The organism is Arthrobacter oryzae (genome assembly GCF_003634095.1).
Classification (GTDB): domain Bacteria; phylum Actinomycetota; class Actinomycetes; order Actinomycetales; family Micrococcaceae; genus Arthrobacter; species Arthrobacter oryzae.
Genome location: NZ_RBIR01000002.1, coordinates 337,967 through 352,992 on the forward strand (window position 1 = coordinate 337,967; position 15,026 = coordinate 352,992).

Annotated in this window: 15 protein-coding genes; 9 read left to right on the forward strand and 6 right to left on the reverse strand. The window is 65.6% G+C overall.

Annotation, left to right across the window (positions count from 1 at the left end; all coding sequences use genetic code 11):
• Nucleotides 1–81: 81 nt before the first annotated feature.
• From C8D78_RS05830 to glmS, 3 genes are all read right to left on the reverse strand, one after another.
• Nucleotides 82–1,617 carry an NAD(P)H-hydrate epimerase gene (locus tag C8D78_RS05830; protein WP_120951082.1) on the reverse strand — a complete coding sequence of 512 codons (1,536 nt, stop codon included), beginning with the start codon at nt 1,615–1,617 and terminating at the stop codon, nt 82–84.
• Between the two features lie 68 nt (nt 1,618–1,685).
• Nucleotides 1,686–2,033 carry a holo-ACP synthase gene (locus tag C8D78_RS05835; protein WP_018773713.1) on the reverse strand — a complete coding sequence of 116 codons (348 nt, stop codon included), beginning with the start codon at nt 2,031–2,033 and terminating at the stop codon, nt 1,686–1,688.
• Nucleotides 2,034–2,037: 4 nt separating this feature from the next.
• A complete protein-coding gene (gene glmS / locus C8D78_RS05840) occupies nt 2,038–3,930 on the reverse strand; it encodes a glutamine--fructose-6-phosphate transaminase (isomerizing) (RefSeq protein WP_120951084.1) in 1,893 nt (630 codons plus the stop codon).
• Nucleotides 3,931–4,075: 145 nt separating this feature from the next.
• Between glmS and coaA the strand changes: the two genes are divergently transcribed.
• Together coaA and C8D78_RS19675 are read left to right on the forward strand one after the other, a co-directional pair.
• On the forward strand, nt 4,076–5,041 hold the full coding sequence (gene coaA / locus C8D78_RS05845; RefSeq protein ID WP_120951086.1) for a type I pantothenate kinase: 966 nt from the start codon (nt 4,076–4,078) through the stop codon (nt 5,039–5,041).
• Between the two features lie 5 nt (nt 5,042–5,046).
• Complete coding sequence (locus C8D78_RS19675; protein WP_167467860.1) at nt 5,047–5,970, forward strand: M15 family metallopeptidase; 924 nt, start codon at nt 5,047–5,049, stop codon at nt 5,968–5,970.
• A 31-nt stretch (nt 5,971–6,001) separates the two neighbouring features.
• Here the strand turns inward: C8D78_RS19675 and glmM are convergent, their stop codons facing one another.
• The 3 genes from glmM to rplM form a co-directional block, all read right to left on the reverse strand.
• A complete protein-coding gene (glmM, locus tag C8D78_RS05855; RefSeq protein WP_120951088.1) occupies nt 6,002–7,363 on the reverse strand; it encodes a phosphoglucosamine mutase in 1,362 nt (453 codons plus the stop codon).
• Between the two features lie 96 nt (nt 7,364–7,459).
• Nucleotides 7,460–7,966 (reverse strand): 30S ribosomal protein S9, encoded by a 507-nt coding sequence (gene rpsI, locus C8D78_RS05860; protein ID WP_120951090.1) that lies wholly within the window; start codon nt 7,964–7,966, stop codon nt 7,460–7,462.
• Nucleotides 7,967–8,004: 38 nt separating this feature from the next.
• Nucleotides 8,005–8,448 carry a 50S ribosomal protein L13 gene (rplM, locus tag C8D78_RS05865; RefSeq protein WP_015937805.1) on the reverse strand — a complete coding sequence of 148 codons (444 nt, stop codon included), beginning with the start codon at nt 8,446–8,448 and terminating at the stop codon, nt 8,005–8,007.
• 319 nt (nt 8,449–8,767) lie between these two features.
• Here rplM and C8D78_RS05870 point away from each other — a divergent pair, with 319 nt between their 5' ends.
• From C8D78_RS05870 to C8D78_RS05900, 7 genes are all read left to right on the forward strand, one after another.
• Nucleotides 8,768–9,469: a prepilin peptidase gene (locus C8D78_RS05870; protein WP_120951092.1), complete on the forward strand. Its 702-nt coding sequence runs from the start codon at nt 8,768–8,770 to the stop codon at nt 9,467–9,469.
• A 269-nt stretch (nt 9,470–9,738) separates the two neighbouring features.
• Nucleotides 9,739–9,945: a Flp family type IVb pilin gene (locus C8D78_RS05875; RefSeq protein ID WP_167467861.1), complete on the forward strand. Its 207-nt coding sequence runs from the start codon at nt 9,739–9,741 to the stop codon at nt 9,943–9,945.
• Between the two features lie 112 nt (nt 9,946–10,057).
• A complete protein-coding gene (locus C8D78_RS05880; RefSeq protein WP_120951096.1) occupies nt 10,058–10,465 on the forward strand; it encodes a TadE/TadG family type IV pilus assembly protein in 408 nt (135 codons plus the stop codon).
• Complete coding sequence (locus C8D78_RS05885) at nt 10,453–11,487, forward strand: pilus assembly protein TadG-related protein (RefSeq protein ID WP_120951098.1); 1,035 nt, start codon at nt 10,453–10,455, stop codon at nt 11,485–11,487. Before C8D78_RS05880 ends, C8D78_RS05885 begins: the two co-directional genes overlap by 13 nt.
• Before the next feature lie 119 nt (nt 11,488–11,606).
• Nucleotides 11,607–12,299, forward strand: a complete 693-nt coding sequence (gene cpaB, locus C8D78_RS05890; RefSeq protein ID WP_244208271.1) for a Flp pilus assembly protein CpaB — start codon at nt 11,607–11,609, stop codon at nt 12,297–12,299.
• Nucleotides 12,296–13,498, forward strand: a complete 1,203-nt coding sequence (locus tag C8D78_RS05895; protein WP_120951102.1) for a CpaE/TadZ family protein — start codon at nt 12,296–12,298, stop codon at nt 13,496–13,498. Before cpaB ends, C8D78_RS05895 begins: the two co-directional genes overlap by 4 nt.
• Nucleotides 13,495–14,970 carry a TadA family conjugal transfer-associated ATPase gene (locus C8D78_RS05900; protein WP_120951104.1) on the forward strand — a complete coding sequence of 492 codons (1,476 nt, stop codon included), beginning with the start codon at nt 13,495–13,497 and terminating at the stop codon, nt 14,968–14,970. Before C8D78_RS05895 ends, C8D78_RS05900 begins: the two co-directional genes overlap by 4 nt.
• Nucleotides 14,971–15,026 lie beyond the last annotated feature (56 nt).

The following is a 15,026-nucleotide window of genomic DNA, read 5'->3' on the forward strand; positions in this document are numbered from 1 at the left end:
TCGTGCGTGGCGAAAATTCTCTAGACAGACTACTTGTAAGTAGGGTTACTAATTGACTCGGCGCACTGGCGCGCGGATTTGTTACAGCTTCGTCATGACCTCCTGCACGGATTTCGCCACGTCCGACGCCGTCACCGGCCCCCCGCCGGACGCCCGGACGCCGGCGCGGCCGTGCACGCTGGCCGCCAGTGCGGCTATGGCCGCCCACCGGTGCGGTTCGTCGATGCCGCGGCCGGCAAAGCGGGAGTCAGAGTTTTCGGCGCCGCCGGCAAGCTGGGCCAGCAACGCGCCCAGCACGCCGGCCAGGACGTCGCCGCTCCCTGCCGTGGCCATCCACGGGGTGGCCTCGGCCTGGCTGAACACCGGGCCCGACGGCGGTGCCACCAGCGTGGTGGCGCCCTTGAGCAGCACCGTAGCGCCGCTGAGCCCGGCCGCCTGGCGGACGGCGGCCAGCGTGTTGTCCTCGATGTCGCTCCGGCCGGTCCCGGCGCCGTAGCGGGCCAGGAGGTCGGCCAGTTCGCCGGCGTGCGGCGTCAGGATCACGTGGGGTGCCAGCACGCGGGGCAGCGCGGGCAGCGCACCGGCGTCGGCAACGGCGGGCAGCCCGGTGGCGGCGGCGTCCCGGACGCGCTGCAGTTGTTCGTGGGCGGTGGCATCGATTCCCGGGCCCAGGAGCCAGGCCTGGACGTGGGCGTCGCTTACTGCGTCGCCGCACACCACTTCCGGGCACGCCTGCCGGACGAGGCCTGCGACATCGGGCGGCCCCAGGTAGCGCACCATGCCGATCCCGGCGGCCAGGGCGCCCTTGCAGGCCAGCACGGCCGCGCCGGGGTACCGGGAGGAGCCGGCGACGACGCCGAGCACCCCGCGGGAGTATTTGTGTGAGCGCCGGGCGGGGTGCGGCAGGAGCGCGGCGAGGTCCGCGGCCTCGAGCCTGCGAAGGGCCGGTTCCGGGAGCGCGTCCTCGATCCCGATGGGGATGACCCGGATGCTGCCGGCATGGTCCGCGCCCGGGTCCGCGAGCAGGCCGGCCTTGGCGGCGCCGAACGTCACGGTCAGATCAGCGGCCAAAACCGGCGCGTGCGCCTCCCCCGTGTCCGCGTCGACGCCGCTGGGAATGTCGCAGGCCACCACAAACGCCGGCCTGGATCGTCCCAGCGCCTCGACCAGCCCGGCTGCCGGCCCCCGCAGGCCGCCCTGCGCTCCGGTGCCGAGGACCGCATCGATCACGACGTCGGCGCTTCCGGCCGCCGCGGCCAGTCCGGCGACGTTGTCCCCGGTAAGTTCGATGGCATGTCCGCCGGCCCGCCGGAAGGCCGCCAGCCCGGCGTCGTGCGCGATTCCGGCGGTGAGCACCGCCGTCGTCCGCATCCCGCGGCGGGCCAGCAGCGCGGCGGCGAAGAGGCCGTCCCCGCCGTTGTTGCCCTTGCCCGCCAGCACGGCGACGCTGGAGCCGTACAGCCGCCGGCCGCGGCCCCGCAGTTCATGGATGACGGCGTTGGCGAGGCCGTACGCGGCCCGCTGCATGAGAACAGCGCCCGCACCGGAGCCCAGGGCGTCGTCGAGAAATGGCTTCTCGGCTTCCCGTACCTGGGTTCCGGTGTAGGCGCTGATCATGGTTTCAGTCCGTTCGCGGTGCTGTCACTGGGGAATGCTGGCGCTCAGGTTCTGCATGGACCGCCGGATCAGCCCTCGGCGACGACGGTCGCCGTTGCGATCCCGCCGTCGTGGCTCATGGACAAGTGCCAGCGTTTGACGCCTTTGGACTCCGCGACGGCCAGCACCGTGCCCTTGACCTGGACTGTGGGACCGTTCTGGTCCAGCCCGATCCAGCAGTCCTGCCAGTTCATGCCGGCCGGCGCCCCGAGGACCTTGGCCACGGCCTCCTTCGCCGCAAACCGCGCGGCGAGGGACCGCGTGTTCAGTTCACGCTCGGCAGGCACGAACAGCCTGTCGCGCAGCCCGGGGGTGCGCTCGAGCTGGCGCCCGAACCGCTCAATGTCTACGACGTCTACGCCTATGCCTACGATCATGGCGTTATTCTACGGTCACACTCTTGGCCAGGTTGCGAGGCTGGTCCACGTCGTACCCCTTGGCCGAGGCGAGTGCGAGGGCGAAGATCTGCAGCGGCACGGTGGTGAGCAGCGGGGCCAGGAGGGTGGGGGTCTCCGGGATGTAGAAGACGTGCTCGGCGTAGGCCTTGACGGCCTCGTCCCCTTCCTCGGCGATCACGATCGTCCGGGCGCCGCGGGCGCGGACTTCCTGGATGTTGGAGACCACCTTGGCGTGCAGCGAGTTGCGGCCGCGCGGGGACGGGACCACCACGAAGACGGGCTGGCCTTCCTCGATCAGGGCGATCGGGCCGTGCTTGAGCTCGCCGGCGGCGAAGCCTTCGGCGTGGATGTACGCGAGTTCCTTGAGCTTGAGCGCACCTTCCATCGCGACCGGGAACCCGACGTGGCGGCCCAGGAACAGCACGGACTTGGCGTCGGCCATGGACCGGCCGAGTTCCTTGATCTGGTCCTCGTTGTCGAGGATGTGCTGGACCTTGGCCGGAATCTTGCCGAGGTCGGCCAGGATGTCCTTGATCTCGCCCTGGAACTTGTTGCCGCGCAGCTGTGCCAAATAAAGGCCCAGCAGGTAGGCGGCGGTGATCTGGGCCAGGAATGCCTTGGTCGAGGCCACGGCGATCTCGGGGCCGGCGTGCGTGTAGAGCACGGCATCGGATTCCCGCGGAATGGTGGACCCGTTGGTGTTGCAGATCGAGACCGTCTTCGCGCCCTGTTCCTTGGCGTACCGGACGGCCATCAGGGTGTCCATGGTCTCGCCGGACTGGGAGATGGAGACGATGAGGGTGTTCTCGTCCACGATCGGATCCCGGTAACGGAATTCGTGCGAGAGCTCGACCTCGGTGGGAATCCGGCACCAGTGCTCGATCGCGTACTTCGCCACCTGCCCGGCGTAGGCGGAGGTGCCGCAAGCCAGGACAATGATCTTGTCCACGCTCTTGAGCAGTTCCGGATCAACCCGGAGCTCGTCCAGGGTCAGGTTGCCATGAATGTCGGAGCGGCCCAGCAGGGTCTGCAGCACGGCGTCCGGCTGGTCGTGGATTTCCTTCTCCATGAAGGACGGGAAACCGCCCTTCTCCGCGGAGGCCGGGTCCCAGTTGACGTGGTATTCCTTGCCCTCGGCGGGGGCGCCGTAGAAGTCGGTGATCTCCACGGCGTCGGCGGTGATCGTGACGATCTGGTCCTGGCCGAGCTCGACGGCGCGCCGGGTGTAGTCGATGAAGCCGGAGACGTCGGAGCCGAGGAAGTTCTCGCCCTCGCCAAGACCGACGACGAGCGGGGAGTTCCGGCGGGCCGCGACCACCACGTCCGGCTGGTCGGCGTGGATGGCCAGCAGGGTGAACGCGCCCTCAAGCCGCTGGCACGCAAGCTCCATGGCCCGGGTGAGCCCGCCCTTGGCAGCGTCGCCGCCCATCTGGTTGCGGTAGATGTCGCCCAGCAGGGCGGCCGCCACTTCGGTGTCGGTCTCGGACTGGAACACGACGCCCTTGCGCACGAGTTCCAGCTTGAGCTCGGCAAAGTTCTCGATGATGCCGTTGTGGATCAGCGCCAGCTTTCCCTCGTCGGACAGGTGCGGGTGCGCATTCTGGTCCGTCGGGCCGCCATGCGTCGCCCAGCGCGTGTGGCCGATCCCGGTCAGGGATTCCGGCAACGGGCTGGCCTCAAGCTCGGCAATAAGGTTGCTCAGTTTGCCCGACTTCTTCCGGGAAGAAATGGTGCCGTCGGCCACCACTGCAATACCCGCGGAGTCGTACCCCCGGTACTCCAGGCGCCGCAATCCTTCGAGGACAACGCCCAAGGCATTGTGTCCAGCATTTACCCGGCCATCTGAGTGGCCCACATATCCAACGATTCCACACATGGTCATAAGCCTAGCGGGTTTGCGGAGGGGACGCCGTGTGACAACACGGCGGGGACGGCCCGGTTCCGGGCTGCCCAGCCTCCGTCCCGGCTCCGACCGGCCAGTCCATTTCGCTCTCGGCGCTGTGAAGGGCAGAATCTCTAAGGTGACTTTGCAACGCAATGAAGCGAACGGGGACGGCGTCTCCCCGTTCGTGGAGCTGGACCGGCAGACCTGGTCCCGGCTCGCTGCCCAAATGGAGCAGCCCCTCAATGAAGAGGACGTGTTCCGCCTCCGCGGCCTCGGCGACCCGCTCGACATGAGGGAAGTCCGCGAGGTCTATCTCCCCCTCTCCCGGCTCCTGCACCTCTACGTGGAGGCCGCCGGCCAACTGCACGCGGCCACCACCACGTTCCTGGGCGAAAAGACCCAACGCACGCCGTTCGTGATCGGTGTGGCCGGTTCGGTAGCCGTGGGCAAGTCCACGATCGCGCGCGTTTTGCGGGAAATGCTTCGGCGCTGGCCCGGCACCCCCAACGTGGAGCTGATCACCACAGACGGCTTCCTCTACCCCCTCGCCGAGTTAAGACGCCGTCAACTGCTGGAACGCAAGGGTTTCCCGGAGTCTTATGACCGGCGGGCCCTGCTGCGGTTTGTGAGCGAGATCAAGGGCGGCGCCGAGGAAGTCCGTGCGCCCTGGTACTCCCACGTGACCTACGACATTGTGCCGGGCAAGGAAGTGGTGGTGCGCCGGCCGGACGTGCTGATTGTCGAGGGCCTGAACGTCCTGGCGCCGGCGCGAGCGCGGCAGGACGGCCGGCAGGGCCTCGCCCTGAGTGATTTCTTCGACTTCTCCATCTACGTCGATGCGAAGACCTCGTACATCGAGGAGTGGTATGTGGACCGGTTCCGCAAACTGCGGAGCACGGCCTTCGCCCAGCCGGAGTCCTACTTTCACCGCTACGCCACCCTCTCCGACGCCGAGGCCGAACAGACGGCCCGCGACATCTGGAAGCGCATCAACGAACCGAACCTCGAGGAGAACGTGCTCCCCACCCGGGGCCGGGCGCAACTGGTGCTGACCAAGGACTCGGACCACTCCATCCGGCGGATGCTGCTGAGGAAGGTCTAGCACGCATGTGCTACCAAGGCGGGGGCGAGGCATCGGGCAGGCGGGAAGCTGGCCCGGATTCGCCCAGCCGCCGGGCGTTCAGCCGCCTCCTGCTGGCAGGCACCGGCCTCGCCGCCCTGGCCGCCTGCACCCCCGGCTCAGCTTCCGCGCCGGCCGGCACGCCGGAACCGGGCCCCAGCCCGGTAACGGGGACCGGCAGTGCCACGCCCAGCGCCACCGCTACGGCGTCGCACCCGCCGCTTCCCGCCAGCGCGGCGCCCGCGACTGCCAGGGCCTCGGCAACGCCCCTGAAGGCGGACCCGCCGTCGGCTGCGGCGCCGGGACCCCAGCATTCACTGACGGACCCCGCCAGCCCGTGGGTGGTTGTCAACAAGCACCGGCCGCTCTCCCCCGCCACTTTCGTGCCGCCGGATCTGGCCCGGCCGGCCGTTCGCCTGGCCACTTCGGGCGAGGCTGCGCTGCTGAACAGCACGACGGCGGCCGCGGCGGAGAAGATGTTCGCTGCCGCGGCCGCCGACGGCGTCATCATCACCCTGGCCAGCGGATACCGGTCGTTCCAGACCCAGACGGCAACGTACGGCAGCTACGTGCGCACCCGGGGCCGGGCCGAGGCCGACACCGTCTCCGCCCGGCCCGGCTACTCCGAACACCAGACCGGCTGGTCCTTCGACATCGGCGACGGCGGTGGGGCATGCAGCTTCCAGCCCTGCTTCGCCCAGCAGCAGGCCGCGGTCTGGGCCAAGGCCAATGCGCACCGCTTCGGCTTCGTGGTCCGCTACCCGTGGATGCTGCATGAAATCACGGGCTACTACTACGAGCCCTGGCACCTGCGCTTCATCGGCGTCGAGGCGGCGAAGGACATGTCCACCCGTGGCATCGCCACGCTGGAGCAATACTTCGGCTTAGAGGCCGCTCCGGGCTACCGGTAGGCGTGAGGCCGACGGGACTGTTGCAGGCTGGCTATTCGGAAACGAGTTCCAGCGCGAGCTCAGTGCGGACCACCTGGGCAAGGCGTTCCGCGACGCCCTGGGCGGTTTCCAGGTCGCCGGCCTCCACCATCACGCGCACCACGGGCTCCGTGCCGGAGGGGCGCAACAGGACGCGGCCGGTGTCGCCGAGTTCGGTTTCCGCGATTGCCACGGCCACCGCCACCGCCTCATCACCATTCACGCGGGTGCGGTCCACGCCCCTGACATTGATGAGGACCTGGGGCAACTTGGTCATCACCTTGGCCAGTTCCTTGAGCGGGCGTCCGGTGTGGGCCACCTGGGCCGCAAGCTGCAGCCCGGTCAGCACACCGTCGCCGGTGGTGGCGTGGTCGGCAAAAATCACGTGCCCCGACTGTTCGCCGCCCAGGCTGAACCCGCCGTTGCGCATTTCCTCGAGGACATAGCGGTCCCCCACACCGGTTTCGCGCAGGCTGATCCCGGCGTCGCGGAGGGCCAGCTTCAGGCCGAGGTTGCTCATGACCGTGGCCACCAGCACATCGTCCTTGAGCTTTCCCGAGTCCTTGAGGGCAACGGCCAGGATGGCCATGATCTGGTCGCCGTCCACCTCGTTGCCTTCATGGTCCACGGCGAGGCAGCGGTCGGCGTCGCCGTCATGGGCGATCCCGAGGTCTGCCCCGTGTTCCAGGACAGCGCGCTGCAGCGGGCCAAGATGGGTAGACCCCACGCCGTCGTTGATGTTCAGCCCATCGGGTTCGGCGCCGATGACAATCACGTTGGCGCCGGCATCCTTGAACACCTGCGGGGAACAGCCGCTGGCGGCACCGTGCGCGCAGTCCAAGACCACGGTCAGGCCTTCAAGGCGGTACGGAAGCGTGCCGAGCAGGTGCACAATATAGCGGTCCTCGGCGTCGGCGAAGCGCTGGATCCGCCCCACCTCGCCGCCCACCGGACGGAAGGGCTCCTTGCCAAGCTGCTCTTCGATGGCGTCCTCGACGTCGTCGGGCAGTTTCTGGCCGCCCCGGGCGAAGAACTTGATGCCGTTGTCAGGCGCGGGGTTGTGGGAGGCGGAAATCATCACGCCGAAGTCGGCGTCGAGGTCGGCCACGAGGTACGCCGCTGCCGGAGTGGGGAGTACTCCCGCGTCGTAAACGTCGATTCCCGAGCTCGAGAGGCCTGCCTCTACGGCCGCCCCGAGGAACTCTCCGCTGGCGCGGGGGTCGCGAGCCACCACGGCGCGGGGCCGGTTCCCGGTCGTGTTGCGGTCATGGCCCAGCACGACGGCGGCGGCCTGGGACAGCTGCATGGCGAGCTCGGCGGTCAGCAATCCATTCGCCAGGCCCCGGACTCCATCGGTTCCAAATAATCTAGACATTGACTCAACTTTAGTCGATCGGCGGGGCAAGTCGGGCTTAAACGGCGAAAGCCCGTCCCGCCGAGTGGCGAAACGGGCTTTCGTGCAAGCGATTTTTTAGCGCTTGGAGTACTGCTGAGCCTTACGGGCCTTCTTGAGACCGGCCTTCTTACGCTCGATGACGCGAGCGTCGCGGCGCAGGTAACCGGCCTTCTTCAGGGTGGCGCGGTTGTTCTCGGTGTCGATCTCGTTCAGCGAACGGGCGATGCCGAGGCGCAGGGCGCCGGCCTGGCCGGAGATGCCGCCACCGTGAATGCGTGCAATAACGTCGTAGGCGCCATCAAGATCGAGGATCTTGAAGGGCTCGTTGACGTCCTGCTGGTGCAGCTTGTTCGGGAAGTAGTTCGCCAGTTCGCGGCCGTTGATGGTCCACTTACCGGAGCCCGGTACAACGCGAACGCGTGCAACGGCTTCCTTGCGACGGCCAACTGCGGCGCCGGCGACGGTCAGTGCCGGGCGTTCCTTCTTCGGCGCTTCTGCTTCCGCAGGACCGCTCTCCGAGGTGTAGCTGGTCAGGTTTTCCTCAGCCACAACGGCCTCGGTGGTCTCTTCGTTCTGAGCCACGGTTCTCCTTGTATAGATAAGTTGTTTGGTGGCCAGGACTACTGGGCGACCTGGGTGATTTCGAAAGTCTTGGGCTGCTGGGCGGCGTGGGGGTGCTCGGCACCGCGGTACACCTTCAGCTTGCCCAGCTGCTGCGCAGCGAGGGAGTTCTTCGGGAGCATGCCCTTGATGGCCTTCTCCACGGCGCGAACCGGGTTGGACTCAAGCAGCTCCGCGTAGTTTACGGAGGTCAGGCCGCCCGGGTAACCGGAGTGGCGGTATGCGCGCTTCTGCTCCAGCTTGGCGCCGGTGAGGGCAACCTTTTCAGCGTTGATAATGATGACGAAGTCGCCCATGTCCATGTGGGACGCGAAGGTGGCCTTGTGCTTGCCGCGCAGCAGGATTGCGGTCTGGCTGGCGAGACGACCAAGGACAACGTCGGTGGCGTCAATGACGTGCCACTGGCGGTTGATATCGCCGGGCTTCGGGGTGTACGTACGCACGGTGTTTGCCTCGTTCTTGTTCTGGCGTTCTTGTTTTAGGCGTCACTCTTACGGTGCACCTACTATCTATGCGCTACCGGAACAGAGGTGAGGGCTCCATGTAACCAGTCATCCTGAGCTCTCGAATGTGCACGTTGAGTAGCTATCCTGCAACCGGATTCTCAAGCGGGCACGCACCATCGAGATAGGACACGCACAACGACTACCAAGAATAGCCTGCCGCGGCCTCTTGGGTCAAAATGGGGTGTCCGGATGCATCCCGTGTGCTCGCTGTTTCGCACGCTGTCCCGTGCCGGCCCGTCGCATCCCTGGAGGAACTGTGTCCGATCCCGCCGCCGCCGGCACCGTCTCCCTGCTCTTCGCCGCGCCGGCCGGGACCCTGCCCGGGGTTCTCTTCATCGCCGGGATTGGCCTCCTGGGCGCCTGCCTCTCCCTGCTGGCCGAACCGCTCATGCGGCGCGCGCTCCCCCATCTTGCCGACCCCCTTAACGCACGCAGCAGAATTACGACGGCGGCGGTCACGTTCGCGCTCTGCGCCCTCGTGGCATGGCGCTTCGGACCATCGCCGGAGCTCGCCGCGTACATGCTTCTGGCCGCGGCCGGCGTCCAGCTGGCGCGGATCGACCTGCTCCACCACCTGCTGCCCAACCGGATGGTTCTGCCGCTACTGGGGGTGGGCCTGGCGCTGTTGGCTGCCGCCGCAGGAGTGTCCGGCGATGCCGGGAACCTGCTGCGCGGGGCCGCCGGCGCCGTAATTTTGTTCGTTTTGTACCTTTTTCTTGCTCTGACCAGCCGAAACGGCCTCGGCATGGGCGATGTGAAGCTTGCAGCACCACTTGGGCTGTACTTGGGCTACCTAGGCTGGTCCCACTTGTTCTACGGCGGGGCCCTGGGGTTCGTCGCGGGGGGCATGGCCTCCGCGCTTCTGGTGCTCAAAAACCGCGGAAACAAGCCAAAGGAAGTCCCTTACGGGCCCTCCATGCTGGCCGCCAGCCTGGCCGTCATCCTGCTGCTGCCCTAGGTGGGCGCGCCCCGATACGCGGGTGCGGCTTAGTAAGACGGCTTACTAAACCAAGTAATCCAGCGATGCGCTCGCTAAAAAACTGAGTACACCCCTTTTGCGGGCGAGTGGTACCCATGTTTTCCCTCCAGAAAGTCGAGTATCGAACCTCATTGCCGCGGCGTTTGTGCCCGTGCAAATGTTGTCCCAACGAAGCACCAGCAAATAAGCAATCGGGGATTTGCTGGAAATTCGTTCATTACTCAATCTCTGGAAAAGGAAAAACTAAAATGACTGGTCTCATGGTCTCAATGCTCGCTTTCGTCGCCGGCGTCAAGGACAAGCTCACCTCCGAAAAGGGAGCCACCGCGACGGAATACTCGCTGCTGGTCGCGTTTATCGCGTTCCTCATCATCGTCGGTGTCGGGGCCTTCGGCGGTGCACTCAACACCTGGTTCGAAAACCTCGCGGCCCACGTGGGCCGCTTCAACTTCTAGGCGCCAGCAGGTCGACCACAGGTCTCAGCAACACTCTCTGTGCCGCGTCCGTGTTCCGCGGACGCGGCACAGTTCTTAATCCTTCGGCTGCATCTATCCCTGGGGGGATCCAATGAAGCGCAGCATATTGCCGTCGCGCCGGCTTAGAGCGCAGGGACGTGAGCGAGGGGCCGCCGCCGTCGAGTTCGCCCTTGTCGCCCCTATCCTCCTCGCCCTAGTTGGCGGGATCATTGAATTTTCGTACACCTACAACTTGCAGATTTCTGTCACCCAAGCGGCCCGCGAAGCTGCACGGACCATGGCGATCTTCAACGATCCAGCCCGCGCGCAGGCGGCCGCAATTGCTGGTGCGCCCGGGCTAAATCCAGCCGGATTCACCTACACTTTCACGGGCGCGTGCCCTACCGGCGGCACAGGCAACGCCAAGGTGGCGGTTGGCTACACCGCGAGCTCCCTGACAGGAATTTTCGGTGGCTCTGTCACTGTCAGCGGAACTGGAGCCATGCGATGCCACGGCTGAGGGGCATCCTGAAGAACACGCGTGGTAAGGAGTCCGAGCGGGGCGCGGCCGGCGTCCTGGTGGCAGTGCTGATGCTGGTGCTGATCGGAGCTGGCGCACTTGCCGTTGACACTGGCGAAATCTATGCCGAAGAAGCCCAGCTACAGAACGCTGCGGATGCAGGCGCCCTGGCGGTCGCACAGAGGTGCCACGCAGCGGGAACATGCACTGTCTCACAGGCTCTGGGGTGGGCCCGCGAACTCGCAGGACCCAATTCCAACGACGGCGTCTCGGCGGTTGATTCGGTGGACCTGTCCGTCCCCGGCCAGGTCCGGGTGGTCACATCCACCTTAGGCACCGACGGAGCCGGCTTCCTGACAAAGTTGTTTGCCAGTGCGCTGAACGCCCCGCCGGCGACAGTCCGTACCGGCGCCGCCGCGTCCTGGGCGGCGCCCACGAGTGGGTCCGGGTTTCCGCTGGCGATCTCCGATAACTGCTACAACCTCTCGGGGGCGGTTGCAACCGGAGACGTCCAGAGGATCTCCTACAAGCCGGGCGGAACCTGCACCGGCCCGTCGGGAACTCAAATCCCGGGCGGCTGGGGGTGGCTCGATCGGAGTTCGCCATGCGTCGCCGTGACAGCGACAGGCAACAACCAGGTCGGATCAAATCCCGGCAACAGCCCGCCGGGCGACTGCAACACCATATTGGGCGGATGGATCACCACCATCCTGGCTGGCGGCGACGTCAAGGTAGCTTTTCCCGTCTTCGATGACGCCACGAACCAAGGCCAGAACGGCACCTTCCACGTGATCGGCTACGCCACCTTCAAGATGTGGGGCTGGAAGTTTGGCAACAACGGGAACTACGAATTCCGGGACACTGCAGGCGACCCCAATATGACGAGCGCCCTGGCTTGCTCCGGGGGCAACGATCGCTGCATCATCGGCCAATTCGTGAAATTCGAAACTATTAATTCAACTGGAAACTCTTCGGGCGGCGGCACTGATTTGGGAACCGTCGATATCAAACTCATCAAATAAGCAATATTTAGGGAGTTACGATGAAAACACGCCTGCTGGGAGGCATCGCCGCATTACTTGTGGCAATTATCGGAACCGTATTGTTGGTCTCATATGTTCAGAACGCAGATAAACGAGCATTGGCCAGCACGGAAACAGAATCAATCTACGTTGTGCAAAAGGCCATTCCGGCCGGAACCGCTGCGGACAAGATCGCGGCCATGGTGACAAAGAAGGACGTCCCGAAGCTGGCCCTGGCCGACAACAGCGTCACGGATCTCGCATCTCTGGGGTCAAAGGTCACCGCGGTCACGTTGATGCCGGGCGAGCAGCTGCTCTCCAGCCGGATGGTGGACGAGAACGCATTCCTCGGTCCGGCACGGGTCCAGGTACCTACGGGACTGCAGGAAATCACGCTCAAGCTTCCTATCGAGCGCGTCGCCGGCGGCATCCTGAAGGCCGGCGACACCGTCGGCATCTTCCTGTCCATGGACGTCGCAGGTACGGGGGCGGACGGTGCAGCCGGCGCCAAGCTAAGTAAGACGCAACAGACCTTCCACAAGGTCCTTGTGACCGCGGCGCAGTTCAGCGACGGCGCAGCCACGCAAACGGGAACCTCCGACACCGCAGCCGGTGCCAGCCAAGTCTCATCCACCTCGTCCACCAAGGCCCAGGGCGACGGCAGCTACCTCATCACCTTGGCCAGGAACTCTGCCGACGCCGAGCGGATCGTCTTCGCCGCTGAGTTCGGCAAGATCTACTTGTCAAAGGAGCCCGGCGACGCGGTCGCGTCCGACAAGGGCACTGTAGACGCGGCAGGGCTGTTCCGATGAGCCGCTTCATCCTGATCACGCCCAACACTGACTTCGAGCGGCTGGTGCGCCTGGCTATCGGCGGAATGCACGGCGAGCTTCACGTCTTCAAAGCCGATTACCTCCCTGAAGGTCCCGCCGACATCATGCGTCAAATGGTGGGCGAGCCGCCCGAAGTACTGATCCTTGGTCCCGGCGTACCCGTGGCCGACTCGTTGAAGCTAGCGGCCGTCATGGACCTCCAGTATCCGGAGATCAGCGTGGTTCTCGCCGTCACGGCTAGCCCGGAAACTGTCGTTCAGGCGATGCGTGCCGGTGTCCGGGACCTGCTGGATCCTGGTGCCGACCCTGACACCATCCGGGTCATGCTCGAGCGGGCCAGCCTCGCAGCCGCCGGCCGGCGTCGCGGTCTCGGCCCGCAGACCACCGAGCACGCCGACCACGGCTCCGGACGCGTCATCGCGGTGATGTCGCCCAAGGGCGGCGTCGGCAAGACGACTCTGGCCACCAACCTCGCGGTTGGACTCGGAAAGGCCGCCCCCATGAGTGTGGTCATCGTGGACCTCGACCTCCAATTCGGCGACGTGGCCAGCGGGCTGTTGCTCGAACCTGAGTTCACCATCACGGACGCTGTGATGGGGGCGGCCAGCCAAGACTCCATGGTGCTCAAGACGTACCTCACGGTTCATCCAGCGGGCATCTACGCGCTATGCGCTCCCCGGACGCCTGTGGAGATGGACCGCATCAGCGCCGCCCACGTCTCCCACCTGCTGGAGCAGTTGCGGCAGGAGTTCCGGTACATCGTCGTGGATACGGCACCGGGATTGGGCGAACACGTTCTAGCCACGCTGGAGCAGGCCACCGATGCTGTGTGGATCTGCGGCATGGACGTCCCCAGCATCCGCGGCATGCGGACCGGGTTCCAAATCCTGGACGAACTGAACCTGGTGCCGGCACATCGTCACATCGTGCTCAACATGGCCGACCGCCGTACGGGGCTGTCGCTCAAGGACGTCGAAGCCACCATTGGGGCCCCCGTGGACGTGGTGTTGCCTCGCTCCAGGACCCTTCCGTTCTCCACCAACAAGGGTGTCCCTGTCCTCCAGGACGGCAGCCGGGACACTGCCCTCAAGGGTCTCCGCCAACTGGTCGACCGGTTCAAGCCCGAATGGGAAGCAAGGCCACACAAGCAACTCCACAGAAGGGCGGTAGTCCAGTGAGCCTCACCGATCGATTTGCACAACTGCGCAGCGGTGGCCAGGCCTCCGCGCCCGAGGAAAAGCCAGCTGCCGTCGACGTCTTTGCTTCGCAGGACCAGCCGACCACGCTGGGGCGGATCCTCGAGGCCAAGACTGCGGCAGAGTCGCAGTCCGGCTTCCCGGAGCTCCAGCAGACGGCGTCGCTCGCCAGCGAGGCGCTGAATGCGCTCAAGGAACGCGCCAGCCAGGCGCTCTTTGAGAGGCTTGGGTCGCGCATCACCGATTCCTCGATCGATGAGGCTGAACTCCACCAGTCAGTCAAGGACGAACTGAAGACCGTCGTGGACGAGGAGCAAATCCCGCTCACTGCGATCGAACGCCAGCGGCTAATCCGCGAAATCATCGACGACGTGCTCGGCCACGGTCCTATTCAGCGCTATTTGGATGATCCTACGGTTACCGAGGTGATGGTCAATCGCTTCGACCAGATCTACGTGGAACGCCAGGGCCAGCTGCAGCTGACGGAATCCAAGTTCACCTCCGACGACGCCTTGCGGCGGGTCATCGAAAGGATCGTCTCGAATGTGGGGCGCCGGATCGATGAATCGTCCCCCTTGGTGGATGCCAGGCTCTCGGATGGCTCCCGAGTCAACGCCATCATCCCGCCGCTGGCCGTCAATGGGCCTGCCCTGACAATCCGGAAGTTCGGCCGCGATCCACTGACCGTCCACGACCTGATTTTGATGGGCAGCCTGTCGCCCGAAATGGCGGAGCTGCTGAAGGCCTGCGTGTTGGCCCGGCTGAACATCATCGTTTCGGGCGGTACCGGAACCGGAAAGACGACCCTGTTGAACGTGCTGTCTTCCTTCATTCCGAGCTCGGACCGGATTGTCACGATCGAGGACGCGGTGGAACTGCAGTTGCAGCAGGACCACGTGGTCCGTTTGGAAAGCCGGCCCCAGAACATCGAGGGAAAAGGCGAAATCTCTATCAGGGACCTGGTCCGCAACTCCCTGCGCATGCGGCCTGACCGGATTGTGGTCGGCGAAGTCCGCGGCGGGGAGTGCCTGGACATGTTGCAGGCCATGAATACCGGCCACGACGGCTCCATCTCCACGGTCCATGCTAACTCCCCCCGGGACGCGATTGCCCGGTTGGAAACCCTGGTATTGATGGCCGGTATGGACCTGCCCTTGCGGGCCATCCGCGAACAGGTGGCCTCGGCGGTCAACCTGATCGTCCACATCTCCCGTCTGCGTGACGGATCACGCCGCGTCACGCACATCACGGAGGTCCAGGGCATGGAGGGCGACATCGTTACCTTGCAGGATGCCTTCGTATTCGACTACTCCGCTGGCGTCGACGCCAGCGGCAGGTTCCTTGGCAAGCCCATCCCCACCGGTGTGCGTCCGCGGTTTACCGACCGCTTCGCAGAACTCGGGATTCCGATTTCGCCGGCGGTATTTGGCGCAGCACCAGTCAGGGGGCGGTGACGATGCAGGACCAGTCTCCCCTAATCTTCGCCGCCGGCCTTATTCTCGCTTACGCG

What these genes read in the sequence shown, in the direction of transcription:
- C8D78_RS05875 (WP_167467861.1), top strand. Translation starts at nt 9,739, where the DNA reads ATGACTGGTCTCATGGTCTCAATGCTCGCTTTCGTCGCCGGCGTCAAG.
- C8D78_RS05835 (WP_018773713.1), bottom strand. Translation starts at nt 2,033, where the DNA reads ATGATCGTAGGCATAGGCGTAGACGTCGTAGACATTGAGCGGTTCGGG.
- C8D78_RS19675 (WP_167467860.1), top strand. Translation starts at nt 5,047, where the DNA reads ATGTGCTACCAAGGCGGGGGCGAGGCATCGGGCAGGCGGGAAGCTGGC.
- C8D78_RS05885 (WP_120951098.1), top strand. Translation starts at nt 10,453, where the DNA reads ATGCCACGGCTGAGGGGCATCCTGAAGAACACGCGTGGTAAGGAGTCC.
- C8D78_RS05880 (WP_120951096.1), top strand. Translation starts at nt 10,058, where the DNA reads ATGAAGCGCAGCATATTGCCGTCGCGCCGGCTTAGAGCGCAGGGACGT.
- glmM (WP_120951088.1), bottom strand. Translation starts at nt 7,363, where the DNA reads ATGTCTAGATTATTTGGAACCGATGGAGTCCGGGGCCTGGCGAATGGA.
- glmS (WP_120951084.1), bottom strand. Translation starts at nt 3,930, where the DNA reads ATGTGTGGAATCGTTGGATATGTGGGCCACTCAGATGGCCGGGTAAAT.
- C8D78_RS05895 (WP_120951102.1), top strand. Translation starts at nt 12,296, where the DNA reads ATGAGCCGCTTCATCCTGATCACGCCCAACACTGACTTCGAGCGGCTG.
- C8D78_RS05830 (WP_120951082.1), bottom strand. Translation starts at nt 1,617, where the DNA reads ATGATCAGCGCCTACACCGGAACCCAGGTACGGGAAGCCGAGAAGCCA.